Below are 16,927 nucleotides of genomic sequence, written 5' to 3'. Positions count from 1 at the left end.
AGACGAGAGAGACCGAGACCGCGATGAACGACACCAGGCCCCTGCCCGAGCCCCCCGGACACGGCTACGGCGGCCCCCCGGCGCCGGGGCCGCGGTACGCGGAGCCGTATCACGCCCAGCCTCGGTACCCGGAGTACGCGGAGCCCGCCCACCGGCCCGCAGGGCCCGGCCGGCAGCGCCGCGGGGACGGCTCGGGCACCCGTCGCACCGCCCTCGTCATCCACACCGTCGCCGACGTCGCGGCGGCGTTCCTCGGGCTGTGGATCGTGCTCCACCTGCTGGAGGCCAACCACGCGAACGTCTTCGTGGGGTTCGTGTCGGACACGGCCGACGCGCTGGCCTGGTGGTCGCAGGACATCTTCACGACGGACACGGAGAACCTCCGGGTCCTGCTCGACTACGGCCTTCCCGCGGTCCTCTACCTCGCGGTGGGACACGGCATCGCGATGCGGCTGCGGCGCTTCTGAACCGCGGGGCTCACGCCTCGGCGGACTCCGCGCCCACGAACTGCGCCCCGGCGTCGCGAAGTCGCTCGTGCAGCCCCTGGAACACCCGCGCCGAGCGGACCCCCGGCCAGTCGGCGGGCAGCAGCCGGGCGGGCAGGCCCGGGTCGGTGTAGGGCAGGTGCCGCCAGGAGTCCAGGGCCGTCAGATAGTCCCGGTAGGCCTCCTCGGGCGGGGTCCCGGCGCGCCGCTCCCAGGCGTGCAGGACGGGCGCGTGGACGTCCAGGAAGCCCTCGTGCGCCTTGGCGATCGCCGTCAGGTCCCACCAGCGGGCGACGGCCTCCGCGGTGGCGGCGAAGCCGAGGTGCTCGCCCCGGAAGAGGTCGACGTACGGGTCGAGGGCCAGCCGGCGCAGGGTGTGCCGGGTCTCCTCGTAGAGCCGGGCCGGGGCGATCCACACCCCGGGCGCCGCCGTGCCGAAGCCCAGTCCGGCCAGCCGGGAGCGCAGGACGTGCCGCTTCTGCCGTTCGGACTCGGGCACCGAGAACACCGCCAGGACCCAGCCCTCGTCCCGCGGGGGCGCGGTCGCGTAGATGCGGCGGTCGCCGTCCTCCAGCAACTGGCGTGCCTCGGCGGAGAGTTCGTACCCGGCCGCGCCGGTGCGGGTGCGGGCGGGCAGCAGCAGTCCGCGGCGTTTGAGCCGGGACACCGAGGAACGCACGGAGGGCGCGTCCACCCCGACCGCGGCCAGGAGCCGGATCAGCTCGGCGACCGGCACCGGGCCGGGCATGAAGCGGCCGTACGCGCCGTACAGCGTGACGATGAGGGACCTGGGGGCGTGCTGCTCGGACACGTTGATCATTTTAGGTCGTCGGCGTCAGGGCCGGTCACCGGCGGTGCGCAGCCGGAACCGCTGCAGCTTCCCGGTGGCCGTGCGGGGCAGCGCGTCGAGGAAGACGAACTCGCGCGGGCACTTGTAGGGCGCCAGCTCCGACTTGAGGAAGGCGCGCAGCGGCTCGGGGTCGCGCGCCGCCCCGTCCCGCAGCACCGTGTAGGCCACCGCCACCTGGCCGCGCACCTCGTCGGCCCGGCCGACCACCGCCGTCTCGACCACGTCGGGGTGGCGCAGCAGGGCGTCCTCCACCTCCGGTCCCGCGATGTTGTACCCGGCCGAGATGATCATGTCGTCCGCGCGGGCCACGTAGCGGAAGTAGCCGTCGCTCTCGCGGACGTAGGTGTCGCCGGTGACGTTCCAGCCGCCGCGCACGTACTCCCGCTGCCGCGGATCGGCCAGGTAGCGGCAGCCGACCGGGCCGCGCACCGCCAGCAGCCCCGGCTCGCCGTCCGGCACCGGGTCGCCGTGCGCGTCCTGGACCTGCGCCTGCCAGCCCGGCACCGGCACCCCGGTGGTGCCGGGCCTGATCCGCTCGTCGGCGGCGGAGACGAAGATGTGCAGCAGCTCGGTGGCGCCGATGCCGTTGATGATGCGCAGCCCCGTGCGCTCGTGCCACGCCCGCCAGGTGGCCGCCGGCAGGTTCTCGCCGGCCGACACGCAGCGCCGCAGCGAGGAGACGTCGTGGCCGTCCATCGCCTCGAGCATCGCGCGGTACGCGGTCGGCGCGGTGAACAGCACCGAGACCCGGTGCGCGGCGACGGCCGGCAGCAATTGGCGCGGCCCCGCCTGTTCGAGCAGCAGCGCGCTGGCGCCCGCCCGCATCGGGAAGATCACCAGACCGCCGAGGCCGAACGTGAAGCCGAGCGGTGGACTGCCGGTGAACACGTCGTCGGGCCGGGGACGCAGCACGTGCGCGGAGAAGGTGTCGGCGACCGCCAGCACGTCCCGGTGGAAGTGCATGCACCCCTTCGGACGGCCCGTGGTGCCCGACGTGAAGGCGATCAGGGCGACGTCGTCGGCGGCGGTGCCGACCGCCGGGAAGGGGGTGTCCGGCGCCGGGCGGCGCAGCAGGTCATCGGGCGCCTCACCGCCGTAGGCGAGGATGCGCAGGCCCGGTATCCCGGCCTTGGCCAGGTCGTCCACGGCCCGTATGTCGCACAGCGCGTGCCGGACCCGGGCGATCTCGCACATCGTGGCCAGTTCGTGCGGCCGCTGCTGGGCCAGCACGGTGACCGCCACCGCGCCCGCCTTCAGCACGGCGAGCCAGCACGCGGCGAGCCACGGCGTGGTCGGCCCGCGCAGCAGGACCCGGTTGCCGGGCACGACGCCCATCTCGCCGGTGAGGACGTGGGCGATCCGGTCGACCCGGGCGCGCAGCAGTCCGTACGTCCACGAGGGGCCGTCCGGGGTGTGGAAGACCGGCCGGTCCGGATCGGCGTGACCGAGCAGCTCGGCGGCGCAGTTGAGCCGTTCGGGGTAGCGCAGCTCCGCCAGGTCGAAGCGCAGCTCGGGCCACTCGTCCGGCGGCGGAAGGTGATCGCGCGTGAAGGTGTCGACGTGGGCGGAGACGTTCATGGCGGTGCGCCCCCTTGCCTGACGGCGTCGAGACGGGCGTCCTGACTGCGCTCGCAACTGGAGCGTATCGTGTTGGTGACGACAGTCAACTGTGCGCGATACCGTCGGGGGAAGACGGGAGGGTCATCGCCGGCCCGCCCCGGAGGGAGGACCGGCAGTGCCCGCATTCTCACTCGGACCCGAGCGGACCGCCTGGCGCGCCGAGCTGCGCGCCCTGGCCGCCGAACGGCTGCGCCCGATCGCCGACAAGGGGGAGCCGGGCCGGGTCGACCGGGCCCTCCTCGCCGAACTCGGCCGGCTCGGTCTGATCGCCCGTCTGTTCACCTCCGGCGCCCTGGACCTGTGCCTGATGCGCGAGTCGCTGGCGCAGACCTGCACCGAGGCCGAGACCGCCCTCGCCCTCCAGGGCCTGGGCGCCCATCCGGTGCACGCCCACGGCACCGCCGCCCAGCGCGAACGCTGGCTGCCCCGAGTGGCCGAGGGCGAAGCGGTGGCCGCGTTCGCGCTGAGCGAGCCGGGGGCCGGCTCCGACGCGGCCGCCCTGGCCCTGACGGCCGAACCCGACCGCGGCTCCGGCTGGCGGCTCACCGGCGACAAGTGCTGGATCTCCAACGCCCCCGAGGCCGACTTCTACACGGTCTTCGCCCGCACCACGCCCGGCGCCGGGGCGCGCGGGGTGACCGCCTTCCTGCTCCCCGCCGACCGGCCCGGCCTCACCGGCTCCGCGCTGGAGATGCTCTCCCCGCACCCGATCGGCGCCCTGCACCTGGACGCCGTCCCCGTCACCGCGGACGACGTGCTCGGCGAGCCCGACCGCGGCTTCGCCGTCGCCATGGGCACCCTCAACCTCTTCCGGCCCAGCGTCGGCGCCTTCGCCGTCGGCATGGCCCAGGCGGCGCTCGACGCCACGCTCGAGCACACCGCCGAACGCGACGCGTTCGGCGGCAAACTGCGGGACCTCCAGACGGTCGCCCACCAGGTGGCCGAGATGGCCCTGCGCACCGAGGCGGCCCGGCTGATGGTGTACGCGGCGGCGACGGCGTACGACGAGGGCGCCGCCGACGTGCCGGGCCGGGCCGCGATGGCCAAGCTGCTGGCCACCGAGACCGCGCAGTACGTCGTCGACTCCGCCGTCCAGCTGCACGGCGCCCGCGCGCTGCGCCGCGGCCACCTGCTGGAACACCTCTACCGCGAGGTGCGCGCACCACGGATCTACGAGGGCGCCAGCGAGGTGCAACGCGGCATCATCGCCAAGGAGCTGTACGCCGCGCGGCCCGGGAACGGGGAGGTCCGGTGAGCACCGAGCGCGTCAACCCGCCCGAGCTGTCCCCGCCGACGGGCTTCTCGCACGCCGTCGTCGCGACCGGCACCCGGCTGGTGTTCCTGGCCGGGCAGACCGCCCTCGACGCCGACGGCAAGGTCACCGGCGACACGCTCGTCGAGCAGTTCGAGCGGGCGCTCGCCAACCTGCTCACCGCCCTGCGCGCGGCCGGCGGCGCCCCCGCCGACCTCGCCCGCGTCACCGTCTACACCACCGACGTCGCCGGCTACCGCGCCCACGCCCGCCGACTGGGCATCGTCTGGCGGGAGTCGGCGGGCCGCGACTATCCGGCGATGGCGGTCGTTCAGGTCGTACGGCTGTGGGACGAGCGGGCGCTGGTCGAGCTGGACGGGTTCGCGGTGCTGCCGGGGGACGCGCCACCGAAGGGGTGACGGTCACGGCGGGCCCCCGGACCGGCGGGTACGAGTGGAACCCCCACACCCCGTGACCGGGAGGTACCCCCCATGCCCGTACGCCCCACCCTCACCGCCGGCCTGGGCGCCGCGGCGCTGCTGTGCGCCCTCGCCGCACCGGCCGCCGCGGCCGACCCGACCGAGAGCCTCACCGTCGACGCCACCGGCCGGATCGCCGCCGACGGCACCGTCACCCTGTCCGGCACCTATCGCTGCACCGGCAGCAGCGGGCCGGTGTTCGTCAGCTCCTCCGTCACCCAGTCCGACCCCGGCGTCAAGTACGCCGTCGGCGGCACCAGCGCCGTCTGCGACGGAGCCGAGCACCACTGGTCGAACTCCGGCAGGGCCGGCACGGACGCGGCCGACGCCGGTACGGGGGTCGTCACGACCGGGACTGCTTCGGCCGAGGCGGCGAAGACGGCGGACGGGGCGCGGAACACGTCCGCCGAGTCGGAGAAGACGGCGGGCAAGGCAGGGAAGGGCCAGGCCAAGTCCGCGAAGGCGTCGCACAAGGCCGGCAAGGCCGCCGCGAAGTCCGGCAAGGCCGCCGCGAAGTCCGGCAAGGCCGACGGGAAGGACGGGAAGGCGGCGCCGAAGGCCGGCAAGGGGGCGCCCAGGACCGGGAAGGCCTCGCACAAGGCCGGTGCCGGGCCGCTCAAGGCCGGCGCCGCCCACGTCGAGGCGACCCTGCTGGAGCTGCGGCCCTCGGGACTCGCGCCGATGCCCTACTTCCACGCCGTCCGGCAGCAGGACGTCAAGCTCGTCCAGGACTGAGCGCGCCCGGCGGCCCGGGGTGCACCGGGCCGCCGGGGGACCTGACGCCGCCTGCTCAGGCCCGCTGCCAGCTGTGCGGGGCGTGGTAGGCGTGCGGGCGCCAGGACGTGGTGCCCGGGGAGCCGGGCTCGGGGCCGGCCCCGGCCAGGGCGCTGCGGCTGAGCAGCAGCACCGCGAGGGCGGCCAGTTCCTCGTCGGTGGCCTGGCCCTTCTCGACGCGGATGGGGGGAGTGGGGGAAGCGCTCATGGGGACCTCCGTCACTGGGGCGGGTTGCCGTGCTTGCGGGCGGGACGCTCGGCGTGCTTGGTGCGCAGCATCGCCAGGGCGCCGATCAGGACGCGGCGGGTGTCGGCGGGGTCGATCACGTCGTCCACCAGGCCCCGCTCGGCCGCGTAATAGGGGTGCATCAGCTCGGCCTTGTACTCCTTGACCAGCTCCGCCCGCATGGCCTCCGGGTCGTCGGCCTCGGCGATCTGCCGGCGGAAGATGACACCCGCCGCGCCCTCGGCGCCCATCACCGCGATCTCGTTGGTGGGCCAGGCGTAGGTGAGGTCGGCGCCGATCGACTGGGAGTCCATGACGATGTAGGCGCCGCCGTAGGCCTTGCGCAGGATCAGGGAGATGCGCGGCACGGTGGCGTCGCAGTAGGCGTACAGCAGCTTGGCGCCGTGCCGGATGATGCCGCCGTGCTCCTGCCCGACACCCGGGAGGAAGCCGGGCACGTCCAGCAGGGTGACGATCGGGATGCTGAACGCGTCGCACATCTGCACGAAGCGGGCGGCCTTCTCGGACGCCTCGATGTCCAGCACGCCCGCCAGGGTCTGCGGCTGGTTGGCGACGATCCCGACGACCTGGCCGTCCAGCCGGGCCAGCGCGCAGATGATGTTCCGCGCCCAGCGCTGGTGGACCTCGAGGTACTCGCCGTCGTCGACGACCTCCTCGATGACCCTGGTCATGTCGTACGGGCGGTTGCCGTCGGCGGGCACCAGGTCGGCGAGGCCGTCGCAGCGCCGGTCCGCCGGGTCGTCGCAGGGCGCCGCGGGCGGGGTCTCGCGGTTGTTGCGCGGCAGGAGGGAGAGCAGGTAGCGCACCTCCTCCAGGCAGGTCTCCTCGTCGTCGTAGGCGAAGTGGCAGACGCCGGAGGTCTCGGCGTGCACGTCGGCGCCGCCGAGGCCGTTCTGGGTGATCTCCTCGCCGGTGACCGCCTTGACGACGTCCGGGCCGGTGATGAACATCTGCGAGGTCTCGCGGACCATGAAGACGAAGTCCGTCAGCGCCGGGCTGTAGGCCGCGCCGCCCGCGCACGGGCCGAGCATCACGGAGATCTGCGGGATGACGCCGCTGGCCTTGGTGTTGCGGCGGAAGATGCCGCCGTAGCCGGCGAGCGCGGTGACGCCCTCCTGGATGCGGGCGCCCGCGCCGTCGTTGAGGGAGACCAGCGGCGCGCCGGCCGCGATGGCCATGTCCATGATCTTGTGGATCTTCGTGGCGTGGGCCTCGCCCAGGGCGCCGCCGAAGATCCGGAAGTCATGGGCGTAGACGAAGACCGTGCGCCCCTCCACCGTGCCCCAGCCGGTGACGACGCCGTCGGTGTACGGCTTCTTCGCCTCCAGCCCGAACCCGGTGGCCCGGTGCCGGCGCAGCGGCTCGACCTCGTGGAAGGAGCCGTCGTCGAGCAGCAGGCCGATGCGTTCGCGCACGGTGAGCTTGCCCTTGGCCTTCTGGGCGGCGGTCGCCTTCTCGCTGGGACCGGCGAGCACGCGCTCGCGTATGCCGGCCAGTTCCTCGACCTGGGACCTCATGTCTTCCCCTCCAGGGGTAGGGGCGCGGTGATTCCGTGGTTCCACTCGTACGCCGAGCGTGGCAATGCGGGCTGACCGGGGACTGACGGACCGCTTACGCGGCTACCCGGCACGGGCGCCTCAGGCGGGCTGGAGGCGGGCGTCACCGGTCAGGGCCGGGTCGTGGGAGAGGATCGCGTGCTCCACCCGGCGCAGGGCGGGGGAGGGCTGGATGCCGAGCTCGTCGTCGAGGTGACGGCGCATCCGGTGGAAGACGTCGAGCGCGTCCGCCTGCCGGCCGGAACCGTACAGGGCGATCATGAGCTGCTCGCAGAACCGTTCCCGCAGCGGGTGGCCGGTGTGCGCCTCGGTCAGCTCGGCGAGCACGGCGGCATGGCGGCCGAGCCGCAGTTCGGCGTCGAAGCGCAGTTCCATGGCGCGCATCCGGTACTCCTCGTAGCGGGCGCCCGCGAGCTGGCACAGCGTTCCGCCGGCGAACCCGCCGAAGACCGGGCCGCGCCACATCCCGAGCGCGTCGGCGAGCAGCCGCGCGGTGCGCGCCGCGTCGGCCGCGGTGGCCGCCTCGGCCAGCCGTACCGCCCGGATGAACTCGGCCGCGTCCAGCTCGCCCTCGCCGACGCTCAGCCGGTAGCCGGAGGGGTGCATCGTCAGCCGGGAGGACGGCCGGTCCGGCTCCAGTTCGCGGAGCCTGCGGCGCAGCCGGCTGACATGGGCCTGGAGGGCGTTGGCCTGGTTGTCGGGGACGGCGTCCCCCCACATCTCCTCGGCCAGGCCCTCCCCGGACACCGGCTGGCCCTCGCTGACCAGCAGCGTCTGCACCAGTGTGCGCTGCAGATCGCCGGAGATGTCCGCCGGGCCGGCGGCGGTGAGTATCTGCAGTGCGCCGAGAATGGAGAACCTCAGCATGTCTTCCCCCCTTTGGTGAAAATTCCTGGCGAAGGTTGCTTCTTTCTGGGGTGGTACTGCGGTGAAAAGAGACCCAATACGCCGCGCCCCGGCGGGCGTCTGTTTCCTGGACGTCCCGCCGGGGCGGTTGCTCCGCCGGGACGGGGGGCGGCCGGCGGTTCAGGGGTATCCGGCGCCGTGCCGCCATTGGCGCGGCACCGGAGGGGGACAAAGGTGATTCGCATGCCGGATCAGCATTTCGTCTTCCCCCGTGCGGAATTCGGAACTGTGGCGGAGAGGGCAGGATTCGAACCTGCGTGGACCGTTGCCGGCCCGGCCTCGAGACGCGCTCCAGGTCCCCGATCAGCCACTCCGGGCACCTCTCCGTGTTTCCGGCCCGGTTTCCCGTGCCGTTCACGGGAACAACATTGTCACCCGGCGCTGACGGAAAGCTGACACGTGTCTGACGCAGGCAATGAATTCCCTTCTGCTCTTTTCCCGGACGTCCTTCCGGTGCTGTACTCCCTTCGATGGAAAACGCTCCCGAAAGGGGTAGGGGAATGACCGCCACCACCACCGAAACCGTCACGGACAACCCTGTTCTGGACGCAGTGCGCACCCATACGGCGAGCGAGAACGCGAGTGCGTTCCTCGCCCTCAACAGCGGAAACAGTACGTTCACCGTCCCGGGCGCGGACGGTGTGATCGTGTACCGCCGCACCGGCCGCTGGGCCGTCCAGCTCGGCGGTCCCTTCGCCGCCGAGGAGGACTACGGCACCCTGCTCGACGCCTTCCGCGCCCACGTCCGCGACGAGGGGCTGCGGCTCGTCGGCATCCAGCTCCAGCGCGCCGACGCCGAGCGGTACGCCCGGCTCGGCTTCACCGTCAACCAGGTCGGCGCCTCCTGGGCGGTGAGCCTCGGCGAGTTCACGCTGCGCGGCACCAAGTTCATGCAGCTGCGCAACAAGATCTCCCGCGCGCTCCGCAACGGCCTGCGGATCGAGGAGGTCGACGCGGGCGACGTGGCCGACGCCATCGCCACCATCGACCGGGCCTGGCTCGGCTCCAAGGGCGGCGCCCAGCAACTGGAGTTCCTCGTCGGCCAGATCGGCGGCGAGGCCCAGGAGCACCGCAGGCTGTTCGTCGGCACCATCGACGGCGCCCCGGTCGCGTACATCTCGTACTCGCCGGTCCACGGCAGCCGGGCCGGCTGGATGCACGACCTCAGCCGCCGCATCCCCGAGGGCTCCCCGGGCCTGATGGAGGCCATCAACGCGCACGCCATCGAGGTGTTCCGGGCCGAGGGCGTCGAGTGGCTGCACTTCGGGTTCACGCCGTTCACCGGCCTGGACGCGAGCCACGAACTCGACGGCCACAGCCCGGCGTTCCAGTGGCTGATGCACGCCCTGTGGGCCGAGGGCGCCGCCCTGTACCCGGCGCAGACCCAGCTCTCGTACAAGCAGAAGTGGGCTCCCGACCTGCTGATCCCGGAGTACGTCGCCTTCGACGGGCCGCAGGCCTCGCTGCCCGGCTTCGCGCACGTCTTCCGCGCCTGCAACGCCTTCTGACCCGACACCGCCGACCACGAGAGGACACCGACATGAGCCGGTCCACCGAAGAACTCCAGCACGCCACGGTCGAGCAGCTGATGGCCGTCATCGGCGCACCCGACGACGAGTCGGTCGCCGAGGCGGCCGACGCCGCCGTCCGCGCCCTCGACGAGCGGCTGCGCGCCGAGGCGGCCGCCTGAGCCGCTGCCGGGCGCGCCGGCGGACGCCGGCGCACACCCGGTCAGACCGGTATCAGTGCCACATCAGCGCTCCACGGAACGCTGGACACACGTTCGCCCGGCGGTCCGGACCGGGAGTACCGCACTGTGCTCCCGTCGCCGGGCCCGCCGGGCGAAGCGGGGCCCTGCCGCCACCCTCCGGGCGTTCGCCGGGAGTTCGACGGCAGGGCCCATCCCGCGACGGTGACCCACGCGGGAGCCTTGTCGACTCGCGGCGCCCGCAGGTCCGCGGGGCAGCGGCGCCGCCGCCCGATCCGGGCACTTCTCCCAAGGAGAGCAACGCATGCAGCGTCCGCACATACAAGAAGCCGCGGCCCTGGCCGCCGGTGGAGGCGCCGGCGCCGGGCAGCGCACCGGTGCCTCGGCGACCTTCGCCGAGCTGCTCAAACGGGTCAAGGCCGAGGGCCTGCTGGACCTCGACCCCCGGTACTACGTGGGCAAGCTGGCCCTGAACACCACCCTGCTGCTGATCGGGTTCGCCGCGTTCTTCGAACTGGGCGACTCCTGGTGGCAACTCCTCACGGCCGTGTGGATGGGCCTGTGCGGCGGCCAGTCGGCCTTCATGTGGCACGATGCCGGCCACAAGGCGATGTTCCGCAGCAAGAAGGCCGCCTCCGCGGTCGGTTACGTCCACGCCAACCTGGTCAACGGGGTCAGCTACGGCTGGTGGGTCAACCACCACAACCGGCACCACAGCAACCCCAACCACCTGGACATGGACCCGGACATCGGCCGGCGCACCGCCATCTTCGACATCAAGCAGTACCCGACCCGCAAGGGCACCCAGAAGCTCGTGGTGCGCTACCAGAGCGTGCTGTTCTTCGTGCTGCTCGTGCTCGAGGGCTTCAAGATGCTGCGCACGGCCGTGCTGTCGATCGTCCAGGGCAAGACGAAGCGGCCCGTGCTGGAGACCTTCCTGATCGTGCTGCGCACCGCCGTCTACCTCGGCCTCGTCTTCACCGTCCTGTCCCCGGTGCTCGCGATCGCCTTCGTCGTGGTCCAGCACGCCGCGCTGGGCGTCTACTTCGGGATGATCTTCGCCCCGAACCACAAGGGCATGCAGGTGCGCGACGGCGAGGCGGAGACCCTGGACTGGCTGGAGCGCCAGGTCCTCACCTCCCGCAACATCCGCCCCAGTCTGCTCATCGACTTCCTCTACGGCGGTCTCAACTACCAGGTCGAGCACCACCTGTTCCCGGCGATGCCGCAGAAGAACCTGGGCCGAGCCCGGGAGCTGACCATGGAGTACTGCGCCGAGCGCGGAGTGCCGTACCACGAGGTCGGGTTCTGGGCCTCGTACCGCGAGGTCGCCTCCTTCCTGCACGAGGTCAGCGCGCCGGTGCGGCGCGGTGACGTGGAGGAGCAGATCCGGCGCCGGGCCGTGGAAGCGGCCTGATCCCGTCCGGCGACCCCACCCGCCCCACATCCCCCACGCCCCCCACACCGTCCCGCACCATCCCTTCCCCCACGCCCCGGCCCCCGGGCCGCACGCCCGGGCCCGTCGGCGGCCCGGGCGGTTCCCTTCCCGGGAGCGACGCACCACCGGTCCCCAGGAGTTTCTTAAGGAGCCAGCCCCATGTCCCAGACCACCGCGGCGGCGGGTGATGTCACCGCTCCCGCACCGATCGGTGTCCGCCTGGACCGCATGCCGATCACTCCCCTGCACCGCAGACTCACCGCGGTCATCGGCGTCGGCCTGTTCTTCGACACCTTCGAGAACAACCTCTCCGGCACCATCGCCAAGGTGCTGCAGAGCGACTTCGCCTTCGGCGCCACCTCGCTCAAACTCGTCCTGGCCTCCGTGTTCGTCGGCCAGTTCATCGGATCCCTGACGCTCGGCCGGATCGCGGACCGGTTCGGCCGGCGTCGGGCCTTCCTGATCAACCTCGCCATCTACTCGGTCTTCTCGCTGCTCGGCGCGTTCTCCCCGAACGCCACCTGGCTGATCGTCACCCGCTTCCTGGCCGGTGTCGGTATCGGCGCCGAACAGGCGCTGTCCGACTGCTACCTGGCCGACGTGCTGCCCGCGAGGAAGCGCGGCCGGTTCATCGCCTGGGCCTACACCCTCGCCTTCTGCGGAGTGCCGGCGGTGGGCTTCGCCGCGCTGTGGCTGGTGCCGCTCACCCCGCTGGGCGTGGCCGGCTGGCGCTGGCTGTTCGTGCTCGGCGCGCTCGGCTCCGCCGTCGTGTGGGTCCTGCGCCGGCAGCTCATCGAGTCCCCGCGCTGGCTGGCCTCGGCCGGCCGGACCGCGGAGGCGGAGCGGCTGGTGGACCGGATGGAGGCGGAGGCCGCGGGCCGCGGACTCGTCCTCGAGACACCGGCGGCGGCCGAGCCGGAGCCGGCCGCCGGGCAGTCCCGGATGCGGGACGTCCTGCGCCCCGGCATGCGCCGCCGGACCCTCGTGCTGTGGCTGTTCTGCGTGCTGTCGGTCGTCGGCTACTACGGCTTCGGCACGCTCGCCCCGCAGATCGTCGCCGCCAAGGGCTACGGCATCGTCGCCGGACTCGGCTTCACCGCGCTGTCCTTCCTCGGCTACCCGGTGGGCTCCGCGCTCGTCCTGCCCGTCGTGGACCGCCTGGAGCGCCGCACCCTGGTCGCCCTCTCGGCGGGCGCCATGGTGGTGGCCGGACTCGGCTTCGCCTACGCCGGCTCGGCCGCGGCGATCGTGGTCTGCGGCTTCGCCTACACCCTGTTCAGCAACGTCTTCTCCAGCGTCAGCCACGTGTACCTGTCCGAGCAGTACCCCACCGAGATCCGCGCCACCGCCTCCGGCGCCGCCTACTCGCTGTCCAAACTCAGCGCCGCCGCCCTGCCGTTCGTGCTGCTGCCGGTGCTGGAGGGGCACGGCGCGGGCGCCCTCTTCAGTGTCATCGCCGCCGCCATGGCCGTCCTCGCCGTCACCGTGCTGACCCTGGGCGAGCGCACCACCGGCGTCCCCGTCAAGTGAACGTGTCCGTCAATCCGAGGAGCTGAGCATGGCCTACGTCATCGGACTGCCCTGCGTCGACGTCAAGGACCGCTCCTGCGTCGACGAGTGCCCCGTGGACTGCATCTACGAGGGCCGCCGCGCCCTGTACATCCATCCCGAGGAATGCGTGGACTGCGGCGCCTGCGAACCGGTCTGCCCGGTCGACGCCATCTACTTCCAGGACGACATGCCCGAGGAGTGGGGCGACGACCACGCGGCGTCCAACGCCGCCTTCTTCGCCGGTCTCGGCTCGCCCGGCGGCGGCGGAGCCGTCGGCCCGCAGGACCACGACTCCCCGCTGGTCGGCGCGCTGCCGAAGGGGGTGCCGGCGGTATGAGCGGCATCCTCGCGGGCAAGCGGATCCTGGTCACCGGCGTCGTCACCGACGCCTCCATCGCCTTCCACGTGGCCCGGATCGCGCAGGAGGAGGGCGCCGAGGTCCTGCTGACCGGTTTCGGCAGGCTCTCCCTGATCGAGCGGTTCGCGGGCAAACTGCCGAAGCCCGCGCCCGTCATCGAACTGGACGTCACCGACCCGGGTCACCTCGACCGCCTCGCCGAGCGGATCGGCGAGCACACCGACTCCCTCGACGGCGTGGTGCACTCCATCGCCTACGGCCCCCAGGGCGCCTTCTCCTTCCTCGACGGCACCTGGGAGGACGTGTCGACGGCCGTGCACGTCTCGGCGTACTCCCTGAAGTCGCTGACCACGGCCTGCCTGCCGCTGCTGGAGCGCGGGGGCGGCTCGGTCGTCGGCCTCACCTTCGACGCGGCCGTCGCCTGGCCGCACTACGACTGGATGGGCGTCGCCAAGGCGGCCCTGGAATCCACCAGCCGCTACCTCGCCCGGGACCTCGGCGACCGCGGCGTCCGCTGCAACCTCGTCGCCGCCGGGCCGCTGCGTTCCATGGCCGCCAAGTCCATCCCGGGCTTCGCGGAACTGGCCGACGTGTGGACCACCCGGCGCGCCCCGGCGGGCTGGGACCTCACCGACCCGGAGCCGGCCGCACGCGGCGTCGTCGCGCTGCTGTCGGACTTCTTCCCGCGGACCACGGGCGAGATCGTGCACGTGGACGGCGGGGTGCACATGACGGGCGCCTGAACCGCCGAAAGGGGCGGGAGCCGAGGACCGGTCCTCGGCTCCCGCCCCTTTCGCGCGGTCACTCGGTGGCGCCGCCCGGCAGGATCCGCCGGAAGCCGGTGTACGGTACCAGCGCCTCGGGCAGGACCACGGAGCCGTCGTCCTGGACGCCCTGCTCCAGCAGCGCGGCCACCGTCCGCCCGATCGGCAGGGCCGAGCCGTTCAGCGTGGCCGCCGGCGACTTGCGCCCGTCGGCCCGCTTCACCCGGATGTCGGCGCGGCGGGCCTGGAAGGTGCCGCAGTCGGACACCGAGGAGATCTCCCGGAACGCGCCGCCACCGGGCAGCCACACCTCGATGTCGTAGGTCATCCGGGCGGAGAAGCCCATGTCGCCCGCCGGCAGCAGGACGGTGCGGAACGACAGCTCCAGCCGGCGCAGGCACTCCTCGGCGTGCCCCACCATCAGCTCCAGCTGCTCCTGCGCCTGCTCCGGCGCGCAGATCCGCACCAACTCCACCTTCTCGAACTGGTGCAGCCGCAGCACGCCCCGGGTGTCCCGGCCGTAGGCCCCCGCCTCCGCGCGGAAGCACGGGGTGCGGGCGGTGAAGGCGTACGGCAGCGTGCGCGCGTCCAGGAGCTGCCCGGCCACCAGGTTGGTGAGCGGCACCTCGGCGGTCGGGATCAGGAACAGCTCCCGGTCCGCGACCTTCGTGCGGAACAGGTCCTCCTCGAACTTGGGGAGCTGGCCGGTGCCCGTCATGGTGTCCCGGTTGACCAGGAACGGCACCGACTGCTCGGTGTAACCGTGCTCCCGGGTGTGCAGATCGAGGAAGAAGCCGCCGAGGGCCCGCTCGAGGCGGGCCCCGGCGCCGTGCGCGACGCTGAACCGGGCGCCCGAGAGACGGGCCGCGGCGGGGGAGTCGAGGATGCCGAGGGCCTCGCCGATCTCGGCGTGGTACCGGGCGCCGGCCGCCGGACGCGGGTCCGGGCCGCCGCGCCGTACCTCCACCGCCTCCTTCTCCGAGTCGCCGTCGGGTACGGCGTCCAGCGGCAGGTTGGGGATGCCGAGCAGCAGCTCGGTCAGACCGGCGGCCGCGGTCCGGGCGGTGGCCTCGGCCTGCTGCACCTCGGCCCGCAGCGCGCGGGCGGCCTCCTTCTCGGCTTCCGTGGGCGGCCCCGTACGGCGGGCCTTGGCCGTGCGGTTCAGCTCGGTGCGCAGCCGGGTCACCTCGGACTGCGCGGCCGAGCGGGCGCGCAGCGCGGTGCCGAGGGCGTCGAGGTCGAGGTCGTGGCGGCGGCGGGCCAGGCGCCGTACGGCGTCCTCGCCGGCCTCGATCAGCTCACTGGGATCGTGCATGGCGGTCTCCTGACAGGGCGGGGGAGGGGGCCGGGACGGGTTCGGCGGTGTGCCGGGCGCCGAGCATGCGGTAGCGCACCGGGTGCGCCGAGCGCAGCCGGGCCGCGTACAGCAGGCCGCCCGCGGCGACCAGCGGCAGCAGCCAGGGCAGCGCGGCGATCACCTCGGACGGGGAGCCGGTGAGCATGTCGAAGTTGCCGACCACCAGCCACACCGACGCGGCGAGACCGGCGAAGCCCAGCAGCGGGGCGACGGTCTCCCGCCACCAGTGCCCGGTGCCGGTGCGCACCCGCAGCCCGAGCACGGACAGCGCGGCCAGCGCCTGCAGGGCGACGATGCCCAGGGTGCCGAGTCCGAGCATGCTGGTGGTCAGGTCGGCGTACGGGTCGAGTCCCGCGACGGCGAAGCCGGCCACGACCACCGCGGTCAGCGCGCTCTGCGCGAGGCTGGCGCGGTGCGGGGAGCGGTGCCGGGCGTGCTCGGCGGCCAGCGCGCCCGGCAGCAGGCCGTCCCCGGCGAGGACCTGGGCGTACCGCCCGGCGGCGCTGTGCAGGGCCAGCGTCGCCGCGAACAGGCTGGTGCACAGCAGGATCTGCAGCCCGGTGCTGCCCGCCTTGCCGAGGAAGTCGTCGCCGAGGACGAAGAACAGGTCGCCCATCTGCTTGCCCGCGACCTCGCGCACGTTGTCGCTGCCGACCGCGCCGACCGCCAGCCAGCTCGTGAGCGCGTAGAAGCCGGCGATCAGGGTGACGGCCACATAGGTGGCGCGCGGCACGCTGCGCCGCGGGTCCCTGGCCTCCTTGCCGTACAGCGCGGCCGACTCGAAGCCGATGAAGGAGACGAACGCGAACATCAGCGAGACGCCGACGCCGTGCCCGGCCGCGGTGTGCGGGGAGAAGGAGGCGGCGGGCAGGGCGTGCAGCCCGTGGCGGGCGAGGATCGCCACGTCCAGCGCGGCCAGCACCCCGATCTCGCCGAGCATCAGCAGGGCCAGCACCCGGGCGCTGAGCGCGATCTCCCGGTAGCCCAGCACCGCCATCAGCACGAGCCCGACGGCCGCGCACCACTGCCACGACACCGTCAGCCCGTGGGCCGCCAGCACGAGCTGGGTGAAGTAGCCGAGCGCGCCCGCCAGTCCGATGGTGGCGCAGTTGTAGGAGAGCAGGGCGACGTAGCCGGCGGCGACCGCGGGCGGCCGGCCGAGCCCGTCGGCGACGGAGGCGTAGAAGCCGCCGGAGCCGCCGGTGCGGCGGGCGCTGACGGCGTAACCCACCGAGAAGCACAGCAGGGTGACCCCGGCGAACAGGAACGCGGCCGGCACCCCGGCCCCGTCGCCGAAGGCGAACGCGAGCGGAACGGTGCCGACCATCGCGGACAGCGGCGCGGCGGCGGCGACGATCAGGAAGAGGATGTGCCCGGTACCGAGCCGGCCGGACGGGGGCGGGGAACCACTGGAGGACATGACGACTCCGAGGAAATCCGAGGAAAGGGGAGAGGGACGGGGACAGCCGCCCGCCGAGACTTCTCGGCGGGCGGCTGCTGCGACGTGCCGGGCGGACCGGGCCCGGCGGCGTCCGGGGCCTGGTGCGGAAGTCCTGCCTGCCGGGCGAACGGCGGGACTTCC

The 16,927-nt window shown here is 73.2% G+C and carries 16 protein-coding genes, 1 tRNA gene and 1 pseudogene; 10 read left to right on the top strand and 8 right to left on the bottom strand.

The genetic code is table 11. The features are described from left to right. Positions 1-179 precede the first annotated feature (179 nt). Positions 180-467 (top strand): annotated as a pseudogene (locus ACZ7JA_RS16400) (hypothetical protein); the annotation flags it as partial. A gap of 10 nt (positions 468-477) precedes the next feature. Here ACZ7JA_RS16400 and ACZ7JA_RS16395 read toward each other — a convergent pair. Next, on the bottom strand, positions 478-1,305 hold the full coding sequence (locus ACZ7JA_RS16395) for a PaaX family transcriptional regulator (RefSeq protein ID WP_389447982.1): 828 nt from the start codon (positions 1,303-1,305) through the stop codon (positions 478-480). Between the two features lie 15 nt (positions 1,306-1,320). Beyond that, positions 1,321-2,913 (bottom strand): AMP-binding protein, encoded by a 1,593-nt coding sequence (locus ACZ7JA_RS16390; RefSeq protein ID WP_470808819.1) that lies wholly within the window; start codon positions 2,911-2,913, stop codon positions 1,321-1,323. Positions 2,914-3,070: 157 nt separating this feature from the next. Between ACZ7JA_RS16390 and ACZ7JA_RS16385 the strand changes: the two genes are divergently transcribed. From ACZ7JA_RS16385 to ACZ7JA_RS16375, 3 genes are all read left to right on the top strand, one after another. After that, complete coding sequence (locus tag ACZ7JA_RS16385; RefSeq protein WP_351666656.1) at positions 3,071-4,210, top strand: acyl-CoA dehydrogenase family protein; 1,140 nt, start codon at positions 3,071-3,073, stop codon at positions 4,208-4,210. Beyond that, the gene (locus ACZ7JA_RS16380) at positions 4,207-4,626 is read left to right on the top strand and encodes a RidA family protein (protein WP_470808817.1); all 420 of its coding nucleotides are present in this window, start codon (positions 4,207-4,209) and stop codon (positions 4,624-4,626) included. The genes ACZ7JA_RS16385 and ACZ7JA_RS16380 overlap by 4 nt, the downstream gene beginning before the upstream one ends. Before the next feature lie 72 nt (positions 4,627-4,698). Beyond that, positions 4,699-5,421 carry a DUF6299 family protein gene (locus ACZ7JA_RS16375; protein WP_470808815.1) on the top strand — a complete coding sequence of 241 codons (723 nt, stop codon included), beginning with the start codon at positions 4,699-4,701 and terminating at the stop codon, positions 5,419-5,421. A 55-nt stretch (positions 5,422-5,476) separates the two neighbouring features. Here ACZ7JA_RS16375 and ACZ7JA_RS16370 read toward each other — a convergent pair whose 3' ends face one another. The 4 genes from ACZ7JA_RS16370 to ACZ7JA_RS16355 form a co-directional block, all read right to left on the bottom strand. After that, positions 5,477-5,668 carry an acyl-CoA carboxylase epsilon subunit gene (locus ACZ7JA_RS16370; protein ID WP_470808813.1) on the bottom strand — a complete coding sequence of 64 codons (192 nt, stop codon included), beginning with the start codon at positions 5,666-5,668 and terminating at the stop codon, positions 5,477-5,479. Between the two features lie 11 nt (positions 5,669-5,679). After that, positions 5,680-7,224 carry an acyl-CoA carboxylase subunit beta gene (locus ACZ7JA_RS16365; protein ID WP_351666662.1) on the bottom strand — a complete coding sequence of 515 codons (1,545 nt, stop codon included), beginning with the start codon at positions 7,222-7,224 and terminating at the stop codon, positions 5,680-5,682. A 120-nt stretch (positions 7,225-7,344) separates the two neighbouring features. Further along, positions 7,345-8,130, bottom strand: coding sequence for an AfsR/SARP family transcriptional regulator (locus tag ACZ7JA_RS16360; RefSeq protein ID WP_351666664.1), 786 nt, complete (start codon positions 8,128-8,130; stop codon positions 7,345-7,347). A gap of 268 nt (positions 8,131-8,398) precedes the next feature. Then, positions 8,399-8,495, bottom strand: a tRNA-OTHER gene (locus ACZ7JA_RS16355). A 174-nt stretch (positions 8,496-8,669) separates the two neighbouring features. On the opposite strand from ACZ7JA_RS16355, the gene ACZ7JA_RS16350 reads away from it, so the two are divergent. From ACZ7JA_RS16350 to fabI, 6 genes are all read left to right on the top strand, one after another. Beyond that, complete coding sequence (locus ACZ7JA_RS16350) at positions 8,670-9,677, top strand: DUF2156 domain-containing protein (protein ID WP_351666666.1); 1,008 nt, start codon at positions 8,670-8,672, stop codon at positions 9,675-9,677. Positions 9,678-9,709: 32 nt separating this feature from the next. Then, the gene (locus ACZ7JA_RS16345; protein WP_174266240.1) at positions 9,710-9,859 is read left to right on the top strand and encodes a hypothetical protein; all 150 of its coding nucleotides are present in this window, start codon (positions 9,710-9,712) and stop codon (positions 9,857-9,859) included. A gap of 322 nt (positions 9,860-10,181) precedes the next feature. Continuing rightward, positions 10,182-11,294, top strand: coding sequence for a fatty acid desaturase family protein (locus ACZ7JA_RS16340; RefSeq protein WP_470808810.1), 1,113 nt, complete (start codon positions 10,182-10,184; stop codon positions 11,292-11,294). A gap of 180 nt (positions 11,295-11,474) precedes the next feature. Then, a complete protein-coding gene (locus tag ACZ7JA_RS16335; RefSeq protein ID WP_351666670.1) occupies positions 11,475-12,845 on the top strand; it encodes an MFS transporter in 1,371 nt (456 codons plus the stop codon). A 28-nt stretch (positions 12,846-12,873) separates the two neighbouring features. Then, positions 12,874-13,203 carry a ferredoxin gene (fdxA, locus tag ACZ7JA_RS16330; RefSeq protein WP_351666672.1) on the top strand — a complete coding sequence of 110 codons (330 nt, stop codon included), beginning with the start codon at positions 12,874-12,876 and terminating at the stop codon, positions 13,201-13,203. Then, on the top strand, positions 13,200-13,967 hold the full coding sequence (gene fabI, locus ACZ7JA_RS16325; protein ID WP_389447988.1) for an enoyl-ACP reductase FabI: 768 nt from the start codon (positions 13,200-13,202) through the stop codon (positions 13,965-13,967). Before fdxA ends, fabI begins: the two co-directional genes overlap by 4 nt. Before the next feature lie 58 nt (positions 13,968-14,025). Here the strand turns inward: fabI and serS are convergent, their stop codons facing one another. Beyond that, positions 14,026-15,303 carry a serine--tRNA ligase gene (gene serS, locus ACZ7JA_RS16320; protein WP_470808807.1) on the bottom strand — a complete coding sequence of 426 codons (1,278 nt, stop codon included), beginning with the start codon at positions 15,301-15,303 and terminating at the stop codon, positions 14,026-14,028. Beyond that, on the bottom strand, positions 15,287-16,765 hold the full coding sequence (locus ACZ7JA_RS16315) for an APC family permease (RefSeq protein ID WP_351666678.1): 1,479 nt from the start codon (positions 16,763-16,765) through the stop codon (positions 15,287-15,289). Before ACZ7JA_RS16315 ends, serS begins: the two co-directional genes overlap by 17 nt. Between the last annotated feature and the right edge of the window lie 162 nt (positions 16,766-16,927).

Source organism: Streptomyces sp. NPDC038135 (genome assembly GCF_055601245.1).
Note: the sequence above shows the minus strand (reverse complement) of the source record. Positions and strands in the feature narration are given on the sequence as shown.

Coding starts and splice junctions, on each gene's coding strand:
- ACZ7JA_RS16370 (WP_470808813.1), bottom strand. CDS start 5,668: ATGAGCGCTTCCCCCACTCCCCCCATCCGCGTCGAGAAGGGCCAGGCC.
- fdxA (WP_351666672.1), top strand. CDS start 12,874: ATGGCCTACGTCATCGGACTGCCCTGCGTCGACGTCAAGGACCGCTCC.
- ACZ7JA_RS16350 (WP_351666666.1), top strand. CDS start 8,670: ATGACCGCCACCACCACCGAAACCGTCACGGACAACCCTGTTCTGGAC.
- serS (WP_470808807.1), bottom strand. CDS start 15,303: ATGCACGATCCCAGTGAGCTGATCGAGGCCGGCGAGGACGCCGTACGG.
- ACZ7JA_RS16335 (WP_351666670.1), top strand. CDS start 11,475: ATGTCCCAGACCACCGCGGCGGCGGGTGATGTCACCGCTCCCGCACCG.
- ACZ7JA_RS16375 (WP_470808815.1), top strand. CDS start 4,699: ATGCCCGTACGCCCCACCCTCACCGCCGGCCTGGGCGCCGCGGCGCTG.
- ACZ7JA_RS16365 (WP_351666662.1), bottom strand. CDS start 7,224: ATGAGGTCCCAGGTCGAGGAACTGGCCGGCATACGCGAGCGCGTGCTC.
- fabI (WP_389447988.1), top strand. CDS start 13,200: ATGAGCGGCATCCTCGCGGGCAAGCGGATCCTGGTCACCGGCGTCGTC.
- ACZ7JA_RS16345 (WP_174266240.1), top strand. CDS start 9,710: ATGAGCCGGTCCACCGAAGAACTCCAGCACGCCACGGTCGAGCAGCTG.
- ACZ7JA_RS16390 (WP_470808819.1), bottom strand. CDS start 2,913: ATGAACGTCTCCGCCCACGTCGACACCTTCACGCGCGATCACCTTCCG.
- ACZ7JA_RS16315 (WP_351666678.1), bottom strand. CDS start 16,765: ATGTCCTCCAGTGGTTCCCCGCCCCCGTCCGGCCGGCTCGGTACCGGG.
- ACZ7JA_RS16340 (WP_470808810.1), top strand. CDS start 10,182: ATGCAGCGTCCGCACATACAAGAAGCCGCGGCCCTGGCCGCCGGTGGA.
- ACZ7JA_RS16395 (WP_389447982.1), bottom strand. CDS start 1,305: ATGATCAACGTGTCCGAGCAGCACGCCCCCAGGTCCCTCATCGTCACG.
- ACZ7JA_RS16360 (WP_351666664.1), bottom strand. CDS start 8,130: ATGCTGAGGTTCTCCATTCTCGGCGCACTGCAGATACTCACCGCCGCC.